Origin of the sequence: Alicyclobacillus sp. ALC3 (assembly GCF_028751195.1) — a bacterium.
Lineage (GTDB): Bacteria > Bacillota > Bacilli > Alicyclobacillales > Alicyclobacillaceae > Alicyclobacillus_L.
On sequence record NZ_CP066784.1, the window covers coordinates 1,501,155 to 1,517,680 of the forward strand.

Consider the following 16,526-nt stretch of genomic DNA (forward strand, 5'->3'; position numbering starts at 1 on the left):
AGGCAGTTGATAGTCCGCTCGGCAAAAGTCCGTTCTGCTTCCTTTCCCCTCGATAGAATCTCTTGGGCGTAGTGTGCCAGCATATTGAGTAGCTCCGGGTCGGAGAGAGCAATTGAAAGCGACAGATCGTCATTGGATATAAATATGCAGCAACTAGACAGTCGACTATACACCCTGATGTAGCTCAATAGGTCGTACGCTTCGTCGACCAAGTTCAACAAGATTGCAGCGGTGTTGGCTAAGTGTTTCATCTTGACCATCTCTTGCGCATCGTCCAGTTGGTCATTTGCCAGTGACTCCGAGCGCTTCACTACAAAATTCATAAGCGGTAACTTCGTTTGTCGGATCCTATCCTAAAGGGGCAATAGCCCATTTCCCTATTCGCACATCTTTGTCGAGCAGCTTACGCACACTTGCTTCCACTACTTCAACATCGATATCTACGTCAGCACTCCGACTCCCGTTATCACGTTGCAACCATCAGCTCCGGCAATGACTTCTATGGACGAACAGCAGTAGGTAAAAAACCCGGTAGTTGTTCATAAAATTGAGTGAACCTCGTACCGCCGCTATGACCGTGATAGCGTAGATGGGCACAGGGAAGGACCGAGCAAATTTCACCATTTTGATATGAAAACCCAACAAAATCATCTTGTTGTAGCTCATCTTTCCTTACCCAATTGAATTCATTACGTGTGTCTACCATTTCCCCCAGCATTTTTAAAGTCTCTCGTCCGTGAGCGATGATTAATTTTGGCCGATAGTTCAGAAGTACTTGGATAAAGATCTCCTTTGCTCGCTCAATAACAGCTTCAGGTTCATTCCGTAGTTCCTTCGGTTTCTGACTTGGATAGCTAATCATGTTTGTCTCGGCAATACCTACATCGGTGTTGGCTTGCAGCCAATTAGTCAAACCGTTTATACCAGTTCGCGTCGGGGATAGTCTCGTTTTTCCTCTCTGTCTTCGTAAGTCTCTGTAGTACTCAATGAACGCATCATAGTCGGTGATCAATCGTGCGTATGTATCCAAGTCCATTTCTTCTGGTGTAATTGGGGTAGCAGGATTAATACCTACAATAAATATAGAAATCGTGGCTTGGAGATCCCTACACAACAGTGGGCGATAATACGCTTTCCCGTCGATGACTGGTTGACACATATTTTTGAGTTCGTTCAGCTCTAACATGCAATTACCCCTTCTGTACCGTTAAATTGGAGTTCAATCGATCTAGCATTTCACAATTCATCATATTGAACCTTGTAATCCTGTTCAATCACACAGACCTTGGACCCACCCTGCCTAGTTCGGATATTGATATATATCGGAGTCTCATCATCGTAAAAGAAGGTTACTGGAAGCGCCGCATTGTCTTCCTGCCAAAACCCAATCGTTCCACAGTAATCCTCAATGTAATCGGCAACAATCACCTGCCCGTTCGATATGATCACATCCCGTGACAGGTCAAATTCAATCCTTGGCACAGAATAAACTCGTTCCCCATCATAGAAGATAGTTGCTTTACAAGGAGGGTCGACTTCGACTTCATTGCGACTCGCTGGGTTGACGATACTGTTGTAGCTCTTGTAAATATCGCTCACTTCCACACTGTCACTCAGGTCGTAACGAAGTGTTTGCTGTCCCTTCTCGTACACAACAAGTGGGCGGCCTTTGAACCTCAATCCAGCCACGATTTTGCTCGCATTTGAAACATCAACACTCATACAAACGTGCTCTTCTAAGTGGATGCCCATTTTGTCGATCCAATTACCAATTCGAGTGACACTGAATCGTTCCTTAAAAAACTGGACAGATACGAGTACGAACCGTCCCTTCTCTTCCAATATTCCTACGAACACATCTCCCACTTGAACGGAGTGAACTTGGAATCTATCGTATTTCTCCTCGTAATCATCAACGAAACAGTAGTCGTAATAGTCTTCAAACTCACGGCAGTGGCTCTGCATCTTGTGCTTCATCGCATCCTGTTTGATTTGGTCAAAGTCGATGATCATACCGAGGCTCCTCCTTCTTCCTTACTTGGTTACCAACGTTACAAGACGTTCCAACAATGGTTGTGCAAGCTCTTTTCCCCTCATCATTTCGAGCCAGCGCGAAGGAATTGCCTGAATACCGTCACGAATACCTGCGAGTCCGCCTGCCACAGCCGCATTTGTGTCCGTATCGATACCAAAGCTAATTGCCTTTCTGACCACACCCTCGTAAGTCGACTCCCGAAGTGCCAACCGGGCGGCGTTCAGCGTTGAAACCACGTATCCACTTCCGTCGGTAATCGGGGTTTCACTCGCACGAACGACCGTCTCCAGATCGCGCCAGTATTCCGACGTTTCACCGTAATGAACGCGTAAGGTCGCGATTGCGAGTTCATACGAGGCGTCAATATCATGTCCCTGCATCAACCGTCGTGCCCATACGCAATAAAGAGCGCAGCAGACCTGATTGGTTATGTGACCGTGCGTAACAATCGCTTGCGTGTGCGCATCTTCGATCAATTGCGCATCATTCCCTTGATGCCACAGCGCGAGCGGCAAAACTCGCATGAGTGCCCCGTTCCCCTTGCCGTTCGGGTTCACGAATCCTGATCTGGTTGGTGAAACACCTGCCTTAAGTTCCTTGATAGCATCCCGCGTCTGATTGCCGACATCGAACACGAGTCTATCGACAGCCCACAGCCCATTCTCCTTCCAACTCACAAGCCGGTCTGCAAAATCACGAATATGTAGGGCCTCTTTCTCCAGCAATGAGTCTAACAGGCACAATGCTTGTGCCCCATCGTCTGACCATGTCCCTGGCTTGATATGCGGATACTCCCGGTTGTACCCGACAGGAGGCTCCATCTCAATGTCGTCATGTGCGGGAATCTTGTGAGATGGGCGAAACTCATATGGTACACCTAGTGCATCACCGACAAGCAAGCCCCAAAATCCCCCGCGAATACGATCCGAATTGTTTAGCAATACAATCGCCTCCATGCGTAGTTGTGGTAACCCTTGAGACAACTGTACACTCCGCAATAAATATAGTCAATATGTAATATTCGATTCGATTATTTATTTTTGATGATATCATTATGACAAATATAGGCGGGGTAAACGCACCCAAACGGGACATGCTGGGACCTACCCCCACGATGGCATTCGTGGCAAGGAGTGGTGACCACGACAATTACCTCTACCTTGCTTGCAGAAGAATTCACGATCACTGAACTACATCAGGTGGTCACCACGATCATTCCGGTTGAACTGCGCACTGCGCAGCATGCATTTTCGAATGAAGTCCCAGAAGAAATGTGTCGATCAGGAAACGGTAGCTATCATCCACATCGATGGGCATTTTAAACCCCTCATTTTGTTCTAATGAGATGAATCCGTGTACCATGCTGCGAAAACTGCGTACCGCATGAATGGAGGTATAGTCGTCCCATCCGTAATACTGAAATACTTGGACGACAGTTTCGACTAACCTTTGCGCCGCTTGTTGCCACCGCTCTTCTTGTGGGTCGGAAACTCGCTGGACCGCCTCATATAGCCCGGGATGTGAGCGAGCGAACACCAAATACTCTTCTGCTAAAGCGTAAACGGCATTGTCACCGGATTTCCCAATCGCCGCCCGCATTAAGACGGAATTCAGGAGACAACATCCGTGTATGGCGAGTTCAACGCGTAAACCCGGAAGTCCATCGACATGATTGTACAAAGAAGGCGAACGGATCCCCAACTTCTGAGCGAGAGTCGCCAAGCCGAGGGATTCCAGACCCTTAGAATCGACAATCTCGGTAGCAGCTTTCAGGATGGTGGGGAGGTCAATTTTTGTTCGTTGCGGCATGTCGATTCCTCCACATTAAATTCCAAGGGCCCTATCAATGTGCTCCACTGGCTGAGCTAACACGTTTCCATGTCCAACGGCGAGTAATTCGGGTTGATAAACTCGTATTTTGTGGGCGCTTTCCATACCTAGCTCTTTGTTCCAAGTAGCCATAGCAGGAAACGGAAACAGGGGTCTCAGTTGTCCTGTTACAGCAAAACCACCTCTCGTTTGAAAAGCATCCCCGGCAATCAAATACTGAGTACGCGTATCGAGGAAGGACATTGATCCAGGGGTATGTCCAGGTGTCCAAATGGCAAGCAGCGATCCAACCCTGCTTCCATCATCTAAAAGCACGTCTGGCGTCGTTTTAATGGCATGCGGCTTGGGAACGCCTCCTTTAATGGGGGTTTTTGGTTCGTTCGCATCAATCGTCAGGTCACCACTCAACAAACGAGCGTCACGGCGGGAGATATAGACAGGAACATCCGGATACATTTGCTTTAATTTATCCAGCGCCCCGATATGGTCCGAGTGTGCGTGGGTGAGAACAATGCGACGAATTGATTTCCCCACCTTCCTAGCAGCAGTGGCAATTCCATCTGCACTGTTCGGAAGCGCTGCATCAATCAATGTCAATCCGTCCCGTTCGTCCACGAAATAACAATTCACTGGAAAAAAGCCTGGAAGAAACGTTAGTTGATACAAATTACCCTGCTTAATCATTCGCATTACACATTCACCTCTGTCCTTCAAAGATCAGCTGGAACTAACCGTATTTATAATTTAACTAATTTCATTAGTTTATTCAATAGTGTTTGCTTTACAATGCCAATCCTAAAATAGAAGTTCCAAAACGGGGCTTTTGTCTCCTATATGATGTTCGATCCTAATAACTTCCAGATTGACATTTTCGTCTGGCCCAGCCCCTTAATGTGCGCACCGGGCCGCACGACGAATGGCTAGCGTCAAATGATGGCCTGTAAGGGTCTGTGTTTCAAGGGGTATTGCCCTAAATAGCCTAGTGCTGCCCCACAGCATCCCGAGTAAGGATGGCAGGATAATAAGCGGGATCAGAATTAGGATCGGGGAAAGCGAATGGATGTTGAGGAGCTGACCGAAAACAAAAGCAGTAACTAGAGCAAGAAGTGTCGTGAGCCAGTACCGAGCTGGAAGCTTAGTCAAGCTGGGTTTCATCATATATCCCCGCGCAAACAGCGCACTGGCATGAATTAGACTTGTGTTAACTGGTCAAATCCATTTATTGTTCCTCGTCTAAGTCCCATCCAAGCGAATATTGTTCCGAGAGCCATACAGATGATGCCTGTAATGAACATCGGGCTACCCACGTCCTGAGTGATGAAAATCCGTTCTAGAAATTGTAAACGAGACCGAAATCGCCCCAACAATTAAGTCAATAGTGACTAGAGTCAAGTAACTTAAGAGAAATGCAACCAAGTGGCGTTCAGCGAATGGAATCCAGTGCCAGTCCGCTAAAATTACGGTTCCGACAATGAACATCAGAAGGCAGGATAAGGCGACCAAAGATGGCACCAATACGTCTCGTTTCCTGTTTTCAATAGCACGCTTGACGGAAATGAAGAAAATCGGCAGGCCACCGACCAAGAATACAACAAACGCCAAACAACCAACGATTAAAACGGTAGTATGGAGAATTCCGAACTCAGGTGAGCCTTATTCGCTGCTTGAAAGAGAGTCATCGGATCGTCAAGGCGTTGAAACATTCCCCCGCCAACTCCGAACAACATAAATGCGCAAAAAACCATGATCATCCCTGAACGCATACGATTTACCATATACATCACTCCTTCCGAGACACCGTCGTAATTTAAATTCGCGTCTAAAGCACCCAACAATAGGTCAATGAATGTTACAGGGGACACCCCGTGTTCTTCCAATACCGCCAACATCTCTTCTTCATACCGTTTTCGTAACAAATGAATTGACTCATACTTGAGTTAATGCTATCCCTAATGCCAATACGCTTCCAAAAAATAAAATATGAGTAATGTGAACCCGCCCAAGTGCGAACCCGTTCCATACGCGAGATAGGAGGGATGCAAGGCTCACTACAATTAGCCATAACACTCCGACTGGGTCAACTATGGAGAGCATGGCGACGACAATCACGGCTACTCCAACAAGTATAAATACAACCACTTGAATGCGAGGAATGTCGAGTACTCCGGTTCTACGAAGAGCCACGATCCCAGATATCGTCGTAACCAGCCCGTACAACGTCAGTACTGCGACCCCTATCATTCCTGCGTCACTCGCCTAAGTTCATCTAACGTCCCTCGTAAGTTGTCCCGTCTAATTCTTAGGGCCTGCATTTGGGCGTCCAATGTGGCAATTTGGTTTTCGAACTTAGCCGTCACCTCACGTATTAGAACTTCAGAACCACACCCCACAGATTCTTTGAGTTCAAACAGGAGGAGGATGTCCTCAAGAGACAACCCGGCATCCTTTAATTCTTGAATCGTCCTAAATGCCTGCAAATGTTCATCATAATAGTGTTTCTTGTTGTCATTTCTAACGGGGGATAAGAGACCAATTTCCTCATAGTGCCGCACCGTGTCAAGAGTGGTATTCAACGTTCTAACGAATTCTCCAATTCTCATCTTCTTCACCTCGGTTCTATGTTGGAGTACGGGGTTAACCCCATGTCAAGCCAAATTAATCTGCATTCTGCTGCCCGTTAGCAACAGATTATTTTCACGAATCAACACCATAACTGAGTCCTTGGATATGACCAATTGGGGCATCCGACTCCTTAAATAGCACACGTGTGATTCGTTCTGCTGAGCCGTTCACTATGTCCACGTCACCATTTCTAATGGAAACACGCACTCCACCCTGAATTGGAGCGACAGACGAACCGACAATCCTGGCTACCCACTGCCCGTGTTCTTCTGGTTCCTGGGTTTCAACGACTATACGGCTGATCGTCCAATAATCCATTGCGCCGTAACGCAGAGCACGCTCCTCCCAGGTTACGCCATAATCAATAATGAAGGGGTTCCACTTGGAAGGTCCCTCTTCGAGGATTATGTATTTCCAGGATTTATATGTACCGTCATGTCTTTGAATTGAGCTTTCTCGTAGATTGAATTTGATACCTTCATTCCGCAAGTGTTCAGCTACCTGCTCAATGCTACTGACGGAGAGACCAAAGCTTATGGCGCCACCCCCACCAGTGATCACCTCTTGGAGCTTGTTAAACATAGACATGGGTCGTCTCTCTCGCAATAAATCCCAATCGACGATGGTGATGGGTTCAATGTAACCGCGATGCACTCTTGTTACGATGTTTTGTGTTCCATATGAATGCCTTCCACCCTCTTGCATTACAAAACCAAGTTCTTGATACTGATGCCTAGCCTTATCCAAATCCTGAACGTAATGAACCACATGGTCTAGCTCCAAACCGTTCTCCTCCGTTCAGACTTGCTTCACGGTTGTCTTGCTCACCTCTGCTGCCCTAAAGCTACACAACGTGCCCATTTCCAGGCTGATTATTCATGCACTTATGCCTAGATACGACTACAACATGTCCTAATGGCTATTGAGAAAGAAAGTAGACAGCGCGACCACCTGATAACTGGTGGGTGCATGCCCTCCAGGTACAAACTCCAATTCAACATTCGCATCATACTTGGACAATTCGGCTTTCAACTGGCTTAGCAGACTTGGGGGGATGATCGGGTCGCTTTTCCCTCCAACGATCAAGACGGGAACTTTAACGTCCCTAAAGATAATGGAGTTTTTTACGTACCAGCTTGAATGATTATTCGTTCCCTCCCGATTCAATATCGCGAAATAGTCGCTCATGTTCAATTGGTCAACCTGATTGCTTGGCTGAGATTGTATCCATGATACGAAGTCACTGCCTCCAGGCCATGGGCTGACTAGTACAATAGCCTTTACTTGATGATCTGTCTCCGCCAGTTTCATTGCCACGAATCCACCCATTGATACCCCATAAAGCTCAGTATGATTTGCTTCAATTTTCGAACCAAAAGTTGCGGAGAGAGCCTGAAGCCCATATTTTGTATCCAAATAACTCCCATAGGAGCTTCCGACGTCCCCTCCGCTCGGCCCATAACCCGCATAGTTTGGCAGAAAGTTTATATATCCACTTTCTGCCCAGTCTTCGGCTACTTGCTTTGTAACTGTTGGGAACTTGTTGGTATGAAATTTTCCCTTGAGAAAATATCCACCATGCAAATTTACGAGCAGTGGCAGCGGCGTACGACTCGGAGGGACCACCACATATGCTTGGACCTGATTTCCCTGACTCCAATACATCAAACTATACAGTTTCGTGCCCTGTGGCATCCCAGCGTAAGGGGTGAATTTCGGGTTTGGGATTCGCGTCACAGAGATAGGTGAGCCGTTTGTCTTTATTCCAGAGTAATACGTCGTTTTGTTGTTGGCGGTGGTTGTCTCGTTCTTCGAGGGAGACGGGGACACCATTGCAGTCTTAATGGCATTATCATGTGGGGAACAACTCACTACTCCAACCAATAGTAAAGCGGTCAGTCCGCTCCATATCACCCTCAACTTCACTTTTCGTCTTTGCACATTCTGCACTCCTTTGCCGACTGTTTCGCCACAGCCAATGTCGCGCAAATCACGGAGCAGGATTCAAAAACTGTGCTATACCGGGACTTTCTCCTGACCACGCCGTATATCAACCAAGCAATCAAAGAACATTACCACGGCGAGGGCAAGCAATGGGCACTGTACGAGGCGCAGGTTCGAGATATAAAGCGTTTGTGTAACAAAGGACAGTTCAATTTTAGACAACTGTCATTGTCGAAATATGGACGGGTGTGGATAATCCGCCTGATCTGAAATACTTATGGAACTGCGAATCAGCAACTCTGGAATGCTGACCTCCACTACTTGCCTTTGGCACAACGGTAATAGAGGATTTCCCTTGTCTGTCGTGACGCGGTTCATAAGGAATTCGCTTACATTCACCATGCATCTCCAACCTGGCTCCGGACCAAATTCCCCTATCAGCCACGGCTACTTTGCCCCATGAGCTTCGCAAGACGGCGTTACCACCATCCCACGTCATGGTAGGATCGCGATCGCAATCCTAACCGGATGGGTTCTCACCATATGATCATCGACAACTTTCAAGTCGTAACCCGTTAGCAACAGTTCCTGCGAACAGAGTCAAATAATTCATTGGTGTTCTTCACTCTTTGCAACCTCAAAATTGCGACTATTTGCAAGCGCAAGTATGTTACCGATATTTGTTGCGTCGGCCAATGAACTTGGGACAACAATAAGTGATGCTTTCTCTTTAATTCCCTCATACAGTATATTCATTGCCCGGAGTTGCAACGCGACAGGATTGCTATTGTACATTTCTGCTGCAGCCACGAATGATTCAGCCACTTGTTTTTCAGCCTCTCCGAGAATTGTTCTTGCAGTACGTTCTTTCTCTGCCTGTGCTGCACGTGACATGGCATCCTGCAAACTTCCTGGTATCTTAACATCACGAATTTGAACGCTTTGAATGGTTATACCCCATGGCTCCGTTCTCTCATCCATGAGAGCCTTCAACTCTACATCTAGAGTATCTCGAGTGGACAATAGATTTTCTAGATTCGTTTTTCCTATCACATCTCTCAAAGCGGTTTGAGCTGCCCATGATACGGACTCACTATAGTTTGCTACTTCTAAGGCCGCCTTTTTCACATCCCAAACCATCCAGAACAATACAGCGTCCACATTCACCGGGATAGTATCCTTTGTCAAAGTCTGTTCCGCTCTGAACTGTGTCGTAACAACACGTTGATCGACGTAGGTTGGAACAGTATCAACGAAGGGTATAATTCTGAAGAGACCAGGTCCAGCCAATTTGCTAAAATTGCCCAATCGAAGGACAACGGCCTTCTCCCATTGGTTCGCCACTCTGATAGAATCTGATAATAGCCATCCCAAAACTGAAACAATAATAAAAGTCACAACACCGGTTACTATGTGGTGGTATATGGACAGAACTCCTCCCAATGCAACCGAGATAACAAGAAAACAAATAACAACTAATTTTTGGATACCCGATACTTTTCGATTATTCATTAATTTCCACCTCGATCTAAATGATAGAAACAAATCTGTTTGTTCTTCCACCTAGGGACGTTCCTTGCCAGAGTCGATTAAACTCTGCAAACCGGAAATCAATTCAGAAAGTGTGATCCCATTGGCGTGAGCCATTTCAGCTATTACGGATGAAAATTTACTCACCAAATTTTCTCTGGAATTTGCCCCCTTAGCCCACTCCTCTTGTGGGCGAACAAAGGTGCCCTTGCCTTGTTGAGTTCGAATAAACCCTTCTCTTTCGACTTCTTGATATACACGACTAACGGTATTTACGTTAATGGTAATATCAACTGCTAGTTGTCTTACAGTTGGAAGTTGGTATCCTGGTTCCCAATCACCTTGGACAATTTTTTGGATAATTTGCTGCTTAAGTTGTAAATACAGCGGAATCCCACTTCTTGCATCCAGTCTCCACTCCTCCACCAACCCACCTCGCAAAGATATATTGTAATAATACATTATGACAATATGAACTTACTGTCAATTGTATGCCATAGGACTCCCATCAGTACCGTGAAAGCATGTGAAACACAGCCAGTCGCCCACATGATTATCCATATTATTACATGCAGATTTGGCATGGGCTCTTTCTCGCCCCCGAAAATATGGCCCAGAAGTCCTTGCCCGTACATGTTGCTTGCAATTGCAAGTCGTCGGTGAAGGCGACGGGAGTATCTATTTCTCGGCTTAACTGTTGCCTTCGGCAACTTTCAAAAAGAAAACAGATGCAGCGCTCGACCGCAAGCGCGTCACCGACACCGCGATCGACACCGCGTCCATCCGACTGCCCGAGACCTCCTCGGTGTACGACGCCTACAACCATCTGACGTTCGCGTCCCACCAGAAACGACTGACGCCGCGGCGGCAACTTGAGTTGATCGCGGGAGGGCTACTTGCAACGTCCTAACAAGGGAAGTTCAGTTGCCCGTTCCGTCGCGCACTGCCGGCCCGGCACGTGGGGGCCGACTTTCGAGGGCCCCTTCCCCGAGGCAACAAATCCCCCCCGTTCGCCCCAAATTCCACTAGATATGGTACGCTGTACGTGTAAATCGTCCCCAACCGTCCAACAACCGGTGAATGATTATGCATGTAGAAGCCGCATCGTCTTACTGACCTAACGGGTTGTGTCTTGTAACGAGACGGATAGGAACGGCGACAACACCGGAATATCTCAACGTAAAAGCTTGCAGACTTGCCCGAGGCGACCAAACTGGGAATCTTGTAGCACGAGGCGAATGGAGTGATATCACAACATTCGGGAGCGGCGGTGTTTTTATGGATCTGGAAGTGTGGAGAAGCGACATATCTAACAGGACCAAAAAAGGCTTGTCCTTCATTGTTGCATCAGTATTTATTTGGACTGCGGTGTGCATTGTGTGGCTCATGCCGATACAGAATGTTTTATCAAGAAACCTGTTGACTTTCATATGTACGACGATACTTATGCCACTGTCCTTGTTGGTTTCAAAGTTAATAGGAGCAGAATTTTCTACAATTATAACCCCCTCAGTAAATTGGTGATTGAGCGGAGTGGTCACTTCCCCCGAATTGACGAAGCGGGGCTTGCACGGAGGCAGCAGGGTCGTCTGTGGCTTGCATAAACATTCGCCGACGACCGGCAATACTTACTGACCTATGGAGGCAAATAATCCAAATGATCCAACTACTGATATGGATCGTCATTTCAATTATAATCTTGTTCTATGTCACAACGGATGCACCAAAACATGAGAAGAGCCCATTCGGTTGGGGGATTTTCGCCTTCTTCTTCAACTTTTTAGCGCTTGGCATCTACTTATATCAAACCGAGCGCCGAGCGCCGGGCTTACTTTGGATTGTTCTTTGGGCGACAATCGAGTTCGTCTATTTGTTGCACGGGAGATTGCTCTTATAGAGTGTAGCTGCTGAGAGGTTGTATAAATATTCGATGCGATACGCGACCTTTATTGAGCTCTAGGGCAGCGACGTAAGAACCCCACGAGGAGGGAATCCATGGGTACGCCAATGACGAGTCTCAAAGGACAACTGGTGACACTTCGCCCAATTGATGTTAAACGAGATGCTCCCGAATGGTTTGAGGCGATGCTGGAACCTGAGATGCATTTGTGGACAGGTAATAACATTCCGGTTGATGTAGATGAAGTTAGAGATATTGTTTTAGCAACCTATGCCAATCATCCTGACATTTTTGCTTGGTGTATCAGGGAGTCCAAAACAGATAAGATGGTCGGAATATACTGGATTGGCGTCCCGTTTGTATCGGATGAACACCGCCTAATCACATTTGATGCACAACGCATTGCAAAACCTTAATGGAGAAAAGGATTCACAAGAGAAGCAAGGTCACTTGTTTACGATTACGCATTTACAGATCTCGGCGTAGAAGAGATACGAGCATCAGCATGGGAACGAAACACAAACTCCTGTTTATCAATGGAGAGTGCAGGATTTGAAGTTGTTCGCTTGTACCCTCGCTTCAATCCCAAGCACGATTCAGAGTTAAGGGAGGTAGAGTATGTGTTACGCCGTGAAAGGTGGCAGCAGTTAAGCGGAAAATCGTACTGAGCACGGTGGGCATTATCCTCAGGAAACAACCCGGAGTGACATGATAATTGCATAAAAATGCGGCGGTGCTCCGTTGCCACTATGGGAATACAGAGCAGAAGTCCGCAATACAGACCCTTCCAATGCAGTGGATATAAATGGTATGATCAGTGTTGCGAGGGATGAGGGCAATTGTATCAAAGAAGACGGCAATCGAGAGCATTCGTTAGCGTCATGATGACTAGTTAATACGGGCTGTGTTCAAGGTGGTCAAACCGTCATTAGGAAGGGGAGTAGATGATGGACGATTTGAAAGCAGCCCGCATTTACGCTTACACAAGAATATCGTATCTCGTGATTTATTCTATTGTACTAATCGGGTTCCTTGTATGGGCTTTGACCCTAATGTCTCGTTTACCATCGATCCATGGGACTGTGTCAAACTGGTTTCAATTCGACACTCCGTGGGTCTGCTTTGCCGTTCTGATCTGGATACCTGCACTTCAGAACATTTCTTACCGCAGGAATGTGATCAATATCCTAGTAGACAAGGCGAACTCAACTTGCATGATAGAAGAAGGAACATTTGCTGGGCGCTGGAGACTTCACAAAAAGTCACCGCGATCCATGTCAGCTACGAAAGTCCTCACAATCGTTGGATTAGCAATGATCGCTGTCATTATCGCCACCAATCTCGCTGTGTTACGACACGCCATAGAGCCTACAACCAAAGTGTATGCTGTTCAAGGTCTGTGTGAAGCGGGCTGTCTGATGGGAATTTTAACACCCCTTTCGTCTTTCTGGAAATACCCCTACCTGGTAGCCGTCCGCCAAGGGGGCAAGTGGCTTAGTCTGCAATACCGTGACTGAAGTATATCGGTACAAATGTTGTGAAGTGGCTTATCAAAGTACACGGATTTAGACAATCGTACGAGAGTGAATTCTGGGACTAACGGGGGCATAAACGCAACAAGCCGCCTGTGCATGGATATACATGTTAATTAACCGGTATATTATGGTGCTAACGGACAGCTTAGTCCCACGATACGGGCGCAGACTCGATAGTGTGACTTTCATTAACAAGGGTGGTGTTTATGTCAATGATTGGCAGGTTCTTATTTTTCCTCGGCGTTGCTGTCATGGTCGTGGAATTAATAGCGAATGTGGTCAGCATTGCTCGTTTCAGTGCCGCTCACGCCGTAGGTATGAACTGGGGTTCTGAGATTGATGTGTTGTTGGGGTCTTTCTTCGAAGGTGGAATGTTAATTGGATTAGGCAAAATCATCGAGTTGTTAGAGCGGAAACGATGACAAGGCTTATGATGTCGCCGAAATGTCTTCAGGCGGACGGGAACGAAAGTTTAGACCTAAACTTCTTTGATTTGCGTGTTCTTCCGCAGTGCAGTGTTAATTGGGCTTAACTTTACGCTGACAATCGGTCTGGCCAAATATACCGCAGTATGGATGCCCACTATGTGGTATGTCACTTTCGTGGGCATGTTATCTGGGGTGTCTTTGTCTGGGTCTTATCAATTGCGTATCTCTGATTAGTCGGCGAGTTATATCAAACTAAATTCTCCCGGTAACGGGGGCGTGTGTCCGAGAAGGAGTCAGGCTGGATGATACATAAATATACAAGCGGAGCACCGGGACTCTTACCGTGCTTGAAATGAGGAATATAAATGTCAAAGGTAACGAAGGGCTTTCTAGCAGCGGCACTTGTTCTAACCGTGTACCTCGTTTACGTAATTGGCTACCTCGTCACGTCGTCCCAGACTGGACTGGGCTACGTCTTCCCGTTTTTTCATTTGCAAACGTCTGGTGCAGCACAGACACTTCTTAATATATCTGGTGGACTGTGTGTTGTCGCCTGGATACTTTGGGGCATAGGGTTTGTTAGTGAGTGAGTGAGGGGATTGGGCTAAACAGCAGTGGGGCATCTCTGTCGCACTATTATAAAGGGCAAGTCGGCGGATGCTTGCGGGTCTATCGGGCAGGTATGCTCCAGAAGAATCTTGGTCTTGAAAAGTGGGATTCAATTGTGACGCTAGTTAATTACAGGAATCACCTCACGCCAATCGAGCAGATAAGACAGCTGTTGTCGTATGCAGTTGGTTCCGCCACGGATGAGAAGCTCAGCAATATCTTGGAGCAAGTGTACTCGCAGGGCAATTCGAAACTGTATGTTTACATCGACAAAGATGGCTGCGCGTTGGGTATTATTGGGTTCATAAGAGAAGGCGTCTCCGCTGAAATCCAACACATTGGCGTCGATGAACGCAAGCGTAACTGCGGGATCGGTCGAAGTATGATTGACGAACTTCTTATGTCGGAGAAACTCACCGAAATAACTGCCGAGACGGACGGTGATGCGGTTGAGTTTTACCGAGGTTACGGGTTCGAAATTCAGTCCCTCGGTGAGAGATATCCTGGTGTTGAGCGGTTTTGTTGTCGTCTGGTATTGAACTAAGGGCGGAAGAATTACACACTCTCTCTAGGCGAAGGAGGCAGTTGAGTGAACAACCACGAAGGACAGAAGTTATTCCTCTTGTGGGCAATTTTCATATGCGTACTCATTATCACGATACATGCGGTTACGTTCTGAAATATGTAATAAAACTCCTTAAATATAATATAATGTATATACTCAACCGGACGGATTATCTGAGCAAGGTCGTCACTTAAACGGGTTTAGAGTGTTTAGAGGAGGGCTGTTTTGTGCTCACGGCTTCGGATGAAATCGGAGTAGCCGATTGGCTTGTAAGTAGTCTCTTCCCATTCCAGAAATACGTAGCTGGCTCCGTCGTCCCCCCAGGTTATGAAGCATACGCACGTATCCTTCATCCCGCTCAGAGCACCTCCGGGTATGTGTCTTGGGCTGAGATTGCGGACTGGGCAGGTCGTGTTTATCATCCTGCCATGCAGTTCGAGTGTATCGCAACTCCCAGGGATGTTCATGGTGTCAGTCGTCCAAAACCATGGGATGGTCAGGTTCCGTTTCAAATGCCCGTTCATCAAGCCCATGCTTTGGCAAACTTGCTCGTCGCCTTCACTGCGACTCCTGACAAGGTCTGGTATCTGGTCTGGGAGGGGCATGCTGGCGTTTATCGAACGTCTCGCCCTCACGTGCATACATCTCAACAACGTGATTACCTTTTGTATTGCGGTGACATTGGAGATATAGACGGTCGCGGCATTTCAGAGCACCATAGTGAGCCCCCTGAATATTGGTTCCCTGAGGACAAGTCGTGGTGTGTTGCAACTGATGTGGATTTGTATTGGACATACGTTGGTGGCTCCCGTGCCTGCATAGATGGCGTGTTGAACAGTCCGGATTTAGAGAGTGTCCCGGCGGATCTCAACGACGGGCTGACTGTTGAATCAGATGAAGTGAACACACTCAATAGAAAAAAGTGCCCAGAGTGTGGTAGCGAAGAGGTAGTTACAGGCACATTTAGACAGTCACGAATCACTAAGGTGCCTAGGACCTTGTTCAGACCTCCTAGCAGCGAAGTCATTGCATATGTCTGCGCTAATTGTGGCGAGGTCCTTCGGTGGAAAGTTGTTCACCCACACAGACTAAAATGATGAAAACGTCGAAAACTAGGACACTCTTCGCGTGTTCCAGGTTGTCGAGTGCCTTGCGTAGCCATCTCACCTTTGCTACAGCCAATTATCCGTAAACCGCTCTACTTCCTCTACACTCGCAAAATCTTCTTCATCCGCCTCTTTCAATGCCTGTTCGATCTCGCCTCTTTGCCATGCATCTAAATCACGATGCTCCCCGTGACCATCCACAATCGAGTGAATTGCTTCAAATACCAAACGAAGCTCCTTCGGGTCCTCGATCCCGTCAATCATTCTATGCAACTCGTCTTTGCCTACTGCCATGCCAATCTCCCCCTGAAATTTGTTAAGACCTCAGGTGTCACCTTCATTATCCATCATCATTTACAGAAGCTCCATGAGTCAGTCAGCCAACCGCGTGCTAGGTTTCTCCCACAAGGAATGCAGAAGTG

The 16,526-nt window shown here is 47.1% G+C and carries 18 protein-coding genes and 1 pseudogene; 8 read left to right on the plus strand and 11 right to left on the minus strand.

Features of this window, described 5'->3' with window-relative positions; translation table 11 throughout:
* Positions 1–499: 499 nt before the first annotated feature.
* From JC200_RS07155 to JC200_RS07200, 10 genes are all read right to left on the minus strand, one after another.
* Positions 500–1,186 (minus strand): hypothetical protein, encoded by a 687-nt coding sequence (locus JC200_RS07155; protein WP_274435560.1) that lies wholly within the window; start codon positions 1,184–1,186, stop codon positions 500–502.
* Between the two features lie 50 nt (positions 1,187–1,236).
* On the minus strand, positions 1,237–2,013 hold the full coding sequence (locus JC200_RS07160) for a hypothetical protein (RefSeq protein WP_274435561.1): 777 nt from the start codon (positions 2,011–2,013) through the stop codon (positions 1,237–1,239).
* A 21-nt stretch (positions 2,014–2,034) separates the two neighbouring features.
* Positions 2,035–2,976, minus strand: coding sequence for an ADP-ribosylglycohydrolase family protein (locus JC200_RS07165; RefSeq protein WP_274435562.1), 942 nt, complete (start codon positions 2,974–2,976; stop codon positions 2,035–2,037).
* A gap of 271 nt (positions 2,977–3,247) precedes the next feature.
* The gene (locus JC200_RS07170; RefSeq protein WP_274435563.1) at positions 3,248–3,844 is read right to left on the minus strand and encodes a TetR/AcrR family transcriptional regulator; all 597 of its coding nucleotides are present in this window, start codon (positions 3,842–3,844) and stop codon (positions 3,248–3,250) included.
* A 15-nt stretch (positions 3,845–3,859) separates the two neighbouring features.
* Entirely contained in the window at positions 3,860–4,555 is a 696-nt protein-coding gene (locus JC200_RS07175; protein WP_274435564.1) for an MBL fold metallo-hydrolase, read from the minus strand.
* A 1,547-nt stretch (positions 4,556–6,102) separates the two neighbouring features.
* Positions 6,103–6,465: a MerR family transcriptional regulator gene (locus tag JC200_RS07180; protein WP_274435565.1), complete on the minus strand. Its 363-nt coding sequence runs from the start codon at positions 6,463–6,465 to the stop codon at positions 6,103–6,105.
* A gap of 94 nt (positions 6,466–6,559) precedes the next feature.
* The gene (locus JC200_RS07185) at positions 6,560–7,270 is read right to left on the minus strand and encodes a VOC family protein (RefSeq protein ID WP_274435567.1); all 711 of its coding nucleotides are present in this window, start codon (positions 7,268–7,270) and stop codon (positions 6,560–6,562) included.
* Positions 7,271–7,399: 129 nt separating this feature from the next.
* Positions 7,400–8,428 carry an alpha/beta hydrolase family protein gene (locus JC200_RS07190; protein ID WP_274435568.1) on the minus strand — a complete coding sequence of 343 codons (1,029 nt, stop codon included), beginning with the start codon at positions 8,426–8,428 and terminating at the stop codon, positions 7,400–7,402.
* Positions 8,429–9,040: 612 nt separating this feature from the next.
* Complete coding sequence (locus tag JC200_RS07195) at positions 9,041–9,943, minus strand: slipin family protein (protein WP_274435569.1); 903 nt, start codon at positions 9,941–9,943, stop codon at positions 9,041–9,043.
* A 51-nt stretch (positions 9,944–9,994) separates the two neighbouring features.
* Positions 9,995–10,387: a GntR family transcriptional regulator gene (locus JC200_RS07200; RefSeq protein ID WP_274435570.1), complete on the minus strand. Its 393-nt coding sequence runs from the start codon at positions 10,385–10,387 to the stop codon at positions 9,995–9,997.
* A 271-nt stretch (positions 10,388–10,658) separates the two neighbouring features.
* Between JC200_RS07200 and JC200_RS07205 the strand changes: the two genes are divergently transcribed.
* From JC200_RS07205 to JC200_RS07230, 8 genes and pseudogenes are all read left to right on the plus strand, one after another.
* Positions 10,659–10,871 carry a hypothetical protein gene (locus JC200_RS07205; protein WP_274435571.1) on the plus strand — a complete coding sequence of 71 codons (213 nt, stop codon included), beginning with the start codon at positions 10,659–10,661 and terminating at the stop codon, positions 10,869–10,871.
* A gap of 368 nt (positions 10,872–11,239) precedes the next feature.
* Positions 11,240–11,485 carry a DUF7010 family protein gene (locus tag JC200_RS24390; RefSeq protein WP_443111877.1) on the plus strand — a complete coding sequence of 82 codons (246 nt, stop codon included), beginning with the start codon at positions 11,240–11,242 and terminating at the stop codon, positions 11,483–11,485.
* A 133-nt stretch (positions 11,486–11,618) separates the two neighbouring features.
* A complete protein-coding gene (locus JC200_RS07210) occupies positions 11,619–11,858 on the plus strand; it encodes a hypothetical protein (RefSeq protein ID WP_274435572.1) in 240 nt (79 codons plus the stop codon).
* Between the two features lie 98 nt (positions 11,859–11,956).
* Positions 11,957–12,277: a GNAT family N-acetyltransferase gene (locus JC200_RS07215; protein ID WP_274435574.1), complete on the plus strand. Its 321-nt coding sequence runs from the start codon at positions 11,957–11,959 to the stop codon at positions 12,275–12,277.
* A 12-nt stretch (positions 12,278–12,289) separates the two neighbouring features.
* A pseudogene (locus JC200_RS24395) lies at positions 12,290–12,529 on the plus strand (GNAT family N-acetyltransferase); the annotation flags it as partial.
* Between the two features lie 1,073 nt (positions 12,530–13,602).
* Complete coding sequence (locus JC200_RS07220) at positions 13,603–13,818, plus strand: hypothetical protein (RefSeq protein WP_274435576.1); 216 nt, start codon at positions 13,603–13,605, stop codon at positions 13,816–13,818.
* A gap of 371 nt (positions 13,819–14,189) precedes the next feature.
* Complete coding sequence (locus JC200_RS07225; protein ID WP_274435578.1) at positions 14,190–14,414, plus strand: hypothetical protein; 225 nt, start codon at positions 14,190–14,192, stop codon at positions 14,412–14,414.
* Positions 14,411–14,977 carry a GNAT family N-acetyltransferase gene (locus JC200_RS07230; RefSeq protein WP_274435579.1) on the plus strand — a complete coding sequence of 189 codons (567 nt, stop codon included), beginning with the start codon at positions 14,411–14,413 and terminating at the stop codon, positions 14,975–14,977. The genes JC200_RS07225 and JC200_RS07230 overlap by 4 nt, the downstream gene beginning before the upstream one ends.
* A gap of 1,193 nt (positions 14,978–16,170) precedes the next feature.
* Here the strand turns inward: JC200_RS07230 and JC200_RS07235 are convergent.
* A complete protein-coding gene (locus JC200_RS07235; RefSeq protein ID WP_274435581.1) occupies positions 16,171–16,398 on the minus strand; it encodes a hypothetical protein in 228 nt (75 codons plus the stop codon).
* Between the last annotated feature and the right edge of the window lie 128 nt (positions 16,399–16,526).

What these genes read in the sequence shown, in the direction of transcription:
- JC200_RS07155 (WP_274435560.1), bottom strand. Translation starts at nt 1,186, where the DNA reads ATGTTAGAGCTGAACGAACTCAAAAATATGTGTCAACCAGTCATCGAC.
- JC200_RS07160 (WP_274435561.1), bottom strand. Translation starts at nt 2,013, where the DNA reads ATGATCATCGACTTTGACCAAATCAAACAGGATGCGATGAAGCACAAG.
- JC200_RS07170 (WP_274435563.1), bottom strand. Translation starts at nt 3,844, where the DNA reads ATGCCGCAACGAACAAAAATTGACCTCCCCACCATCCTGAAAGCTGCT.
- JC200_RS07175 (WP_274435564.1), bottom strand. Translation starts at nt 4,555, where the DNA reads ATGCGAATGATTAAGCAGGGTAATTTGTATCAACTAACGTTTCTTCCA.
- JC200_RS07180 (WP_274435565.1), bottom strand. Translation starts at nt 6,465, where the DNA reads ATGAGAATTGGAGAATTCGTTAGAACGTTGAATACCACTCTTGACACG.
- JC200_RS07195 (WP_274435569.1), bottom strand. Translation starts at nt 9,943, where the DNA reads ATGAATAATCGAAAAGTATCGGGTATCCAAAAATTAGTTGTTATTTGT.
- JC200_RS24390 (WP_443111877.1), top strand. Translation starts at nt 11,240, where the DNA reads ATGGATCTGGAAGTGTGGAGAAGCGACATATCTAACAGGACCAAAAAA.
- JC200_RS07210 (WP_274435572.1), top strand. Translation starts at nt 11,619, where the DNA reads ATGATCCAACTACTGATATGGATCGTCATTTCAATTATAATCTTGTTC.
- JC200_RS07215 (WP_274435574.1), top strand. Translation starts at nt 11,957, where the DNA reads ATGGGTACGCCAATGACGAGTCTCAAAGGACAACTGGTGACACTTCGC.
- JC200_RS07220 (WP_274435576.1), top strand. Translation starts at nt 13,603, where the DNA reads ATGTCAATGATTGGCAGGTTCTTATTTTTCCTCGGCGTTGCTGTCATG.
- JC200_RS07225 (WP_274435578.1), top strand. Translation starts at nt 14,190, where the DNA reads ATGTCAAAGGTAACGAAGGGCTTTCTAGCAGCGGCACTTGTTCTAACC.
- JC200_RS07235 (WP_274435581.1), bottom strand. Translation starts at nt 16,398, where the DNA reads ATGGCAGTAGGCAAAGACGAGTTGCATAGAATGATTGACGGGATCGAG.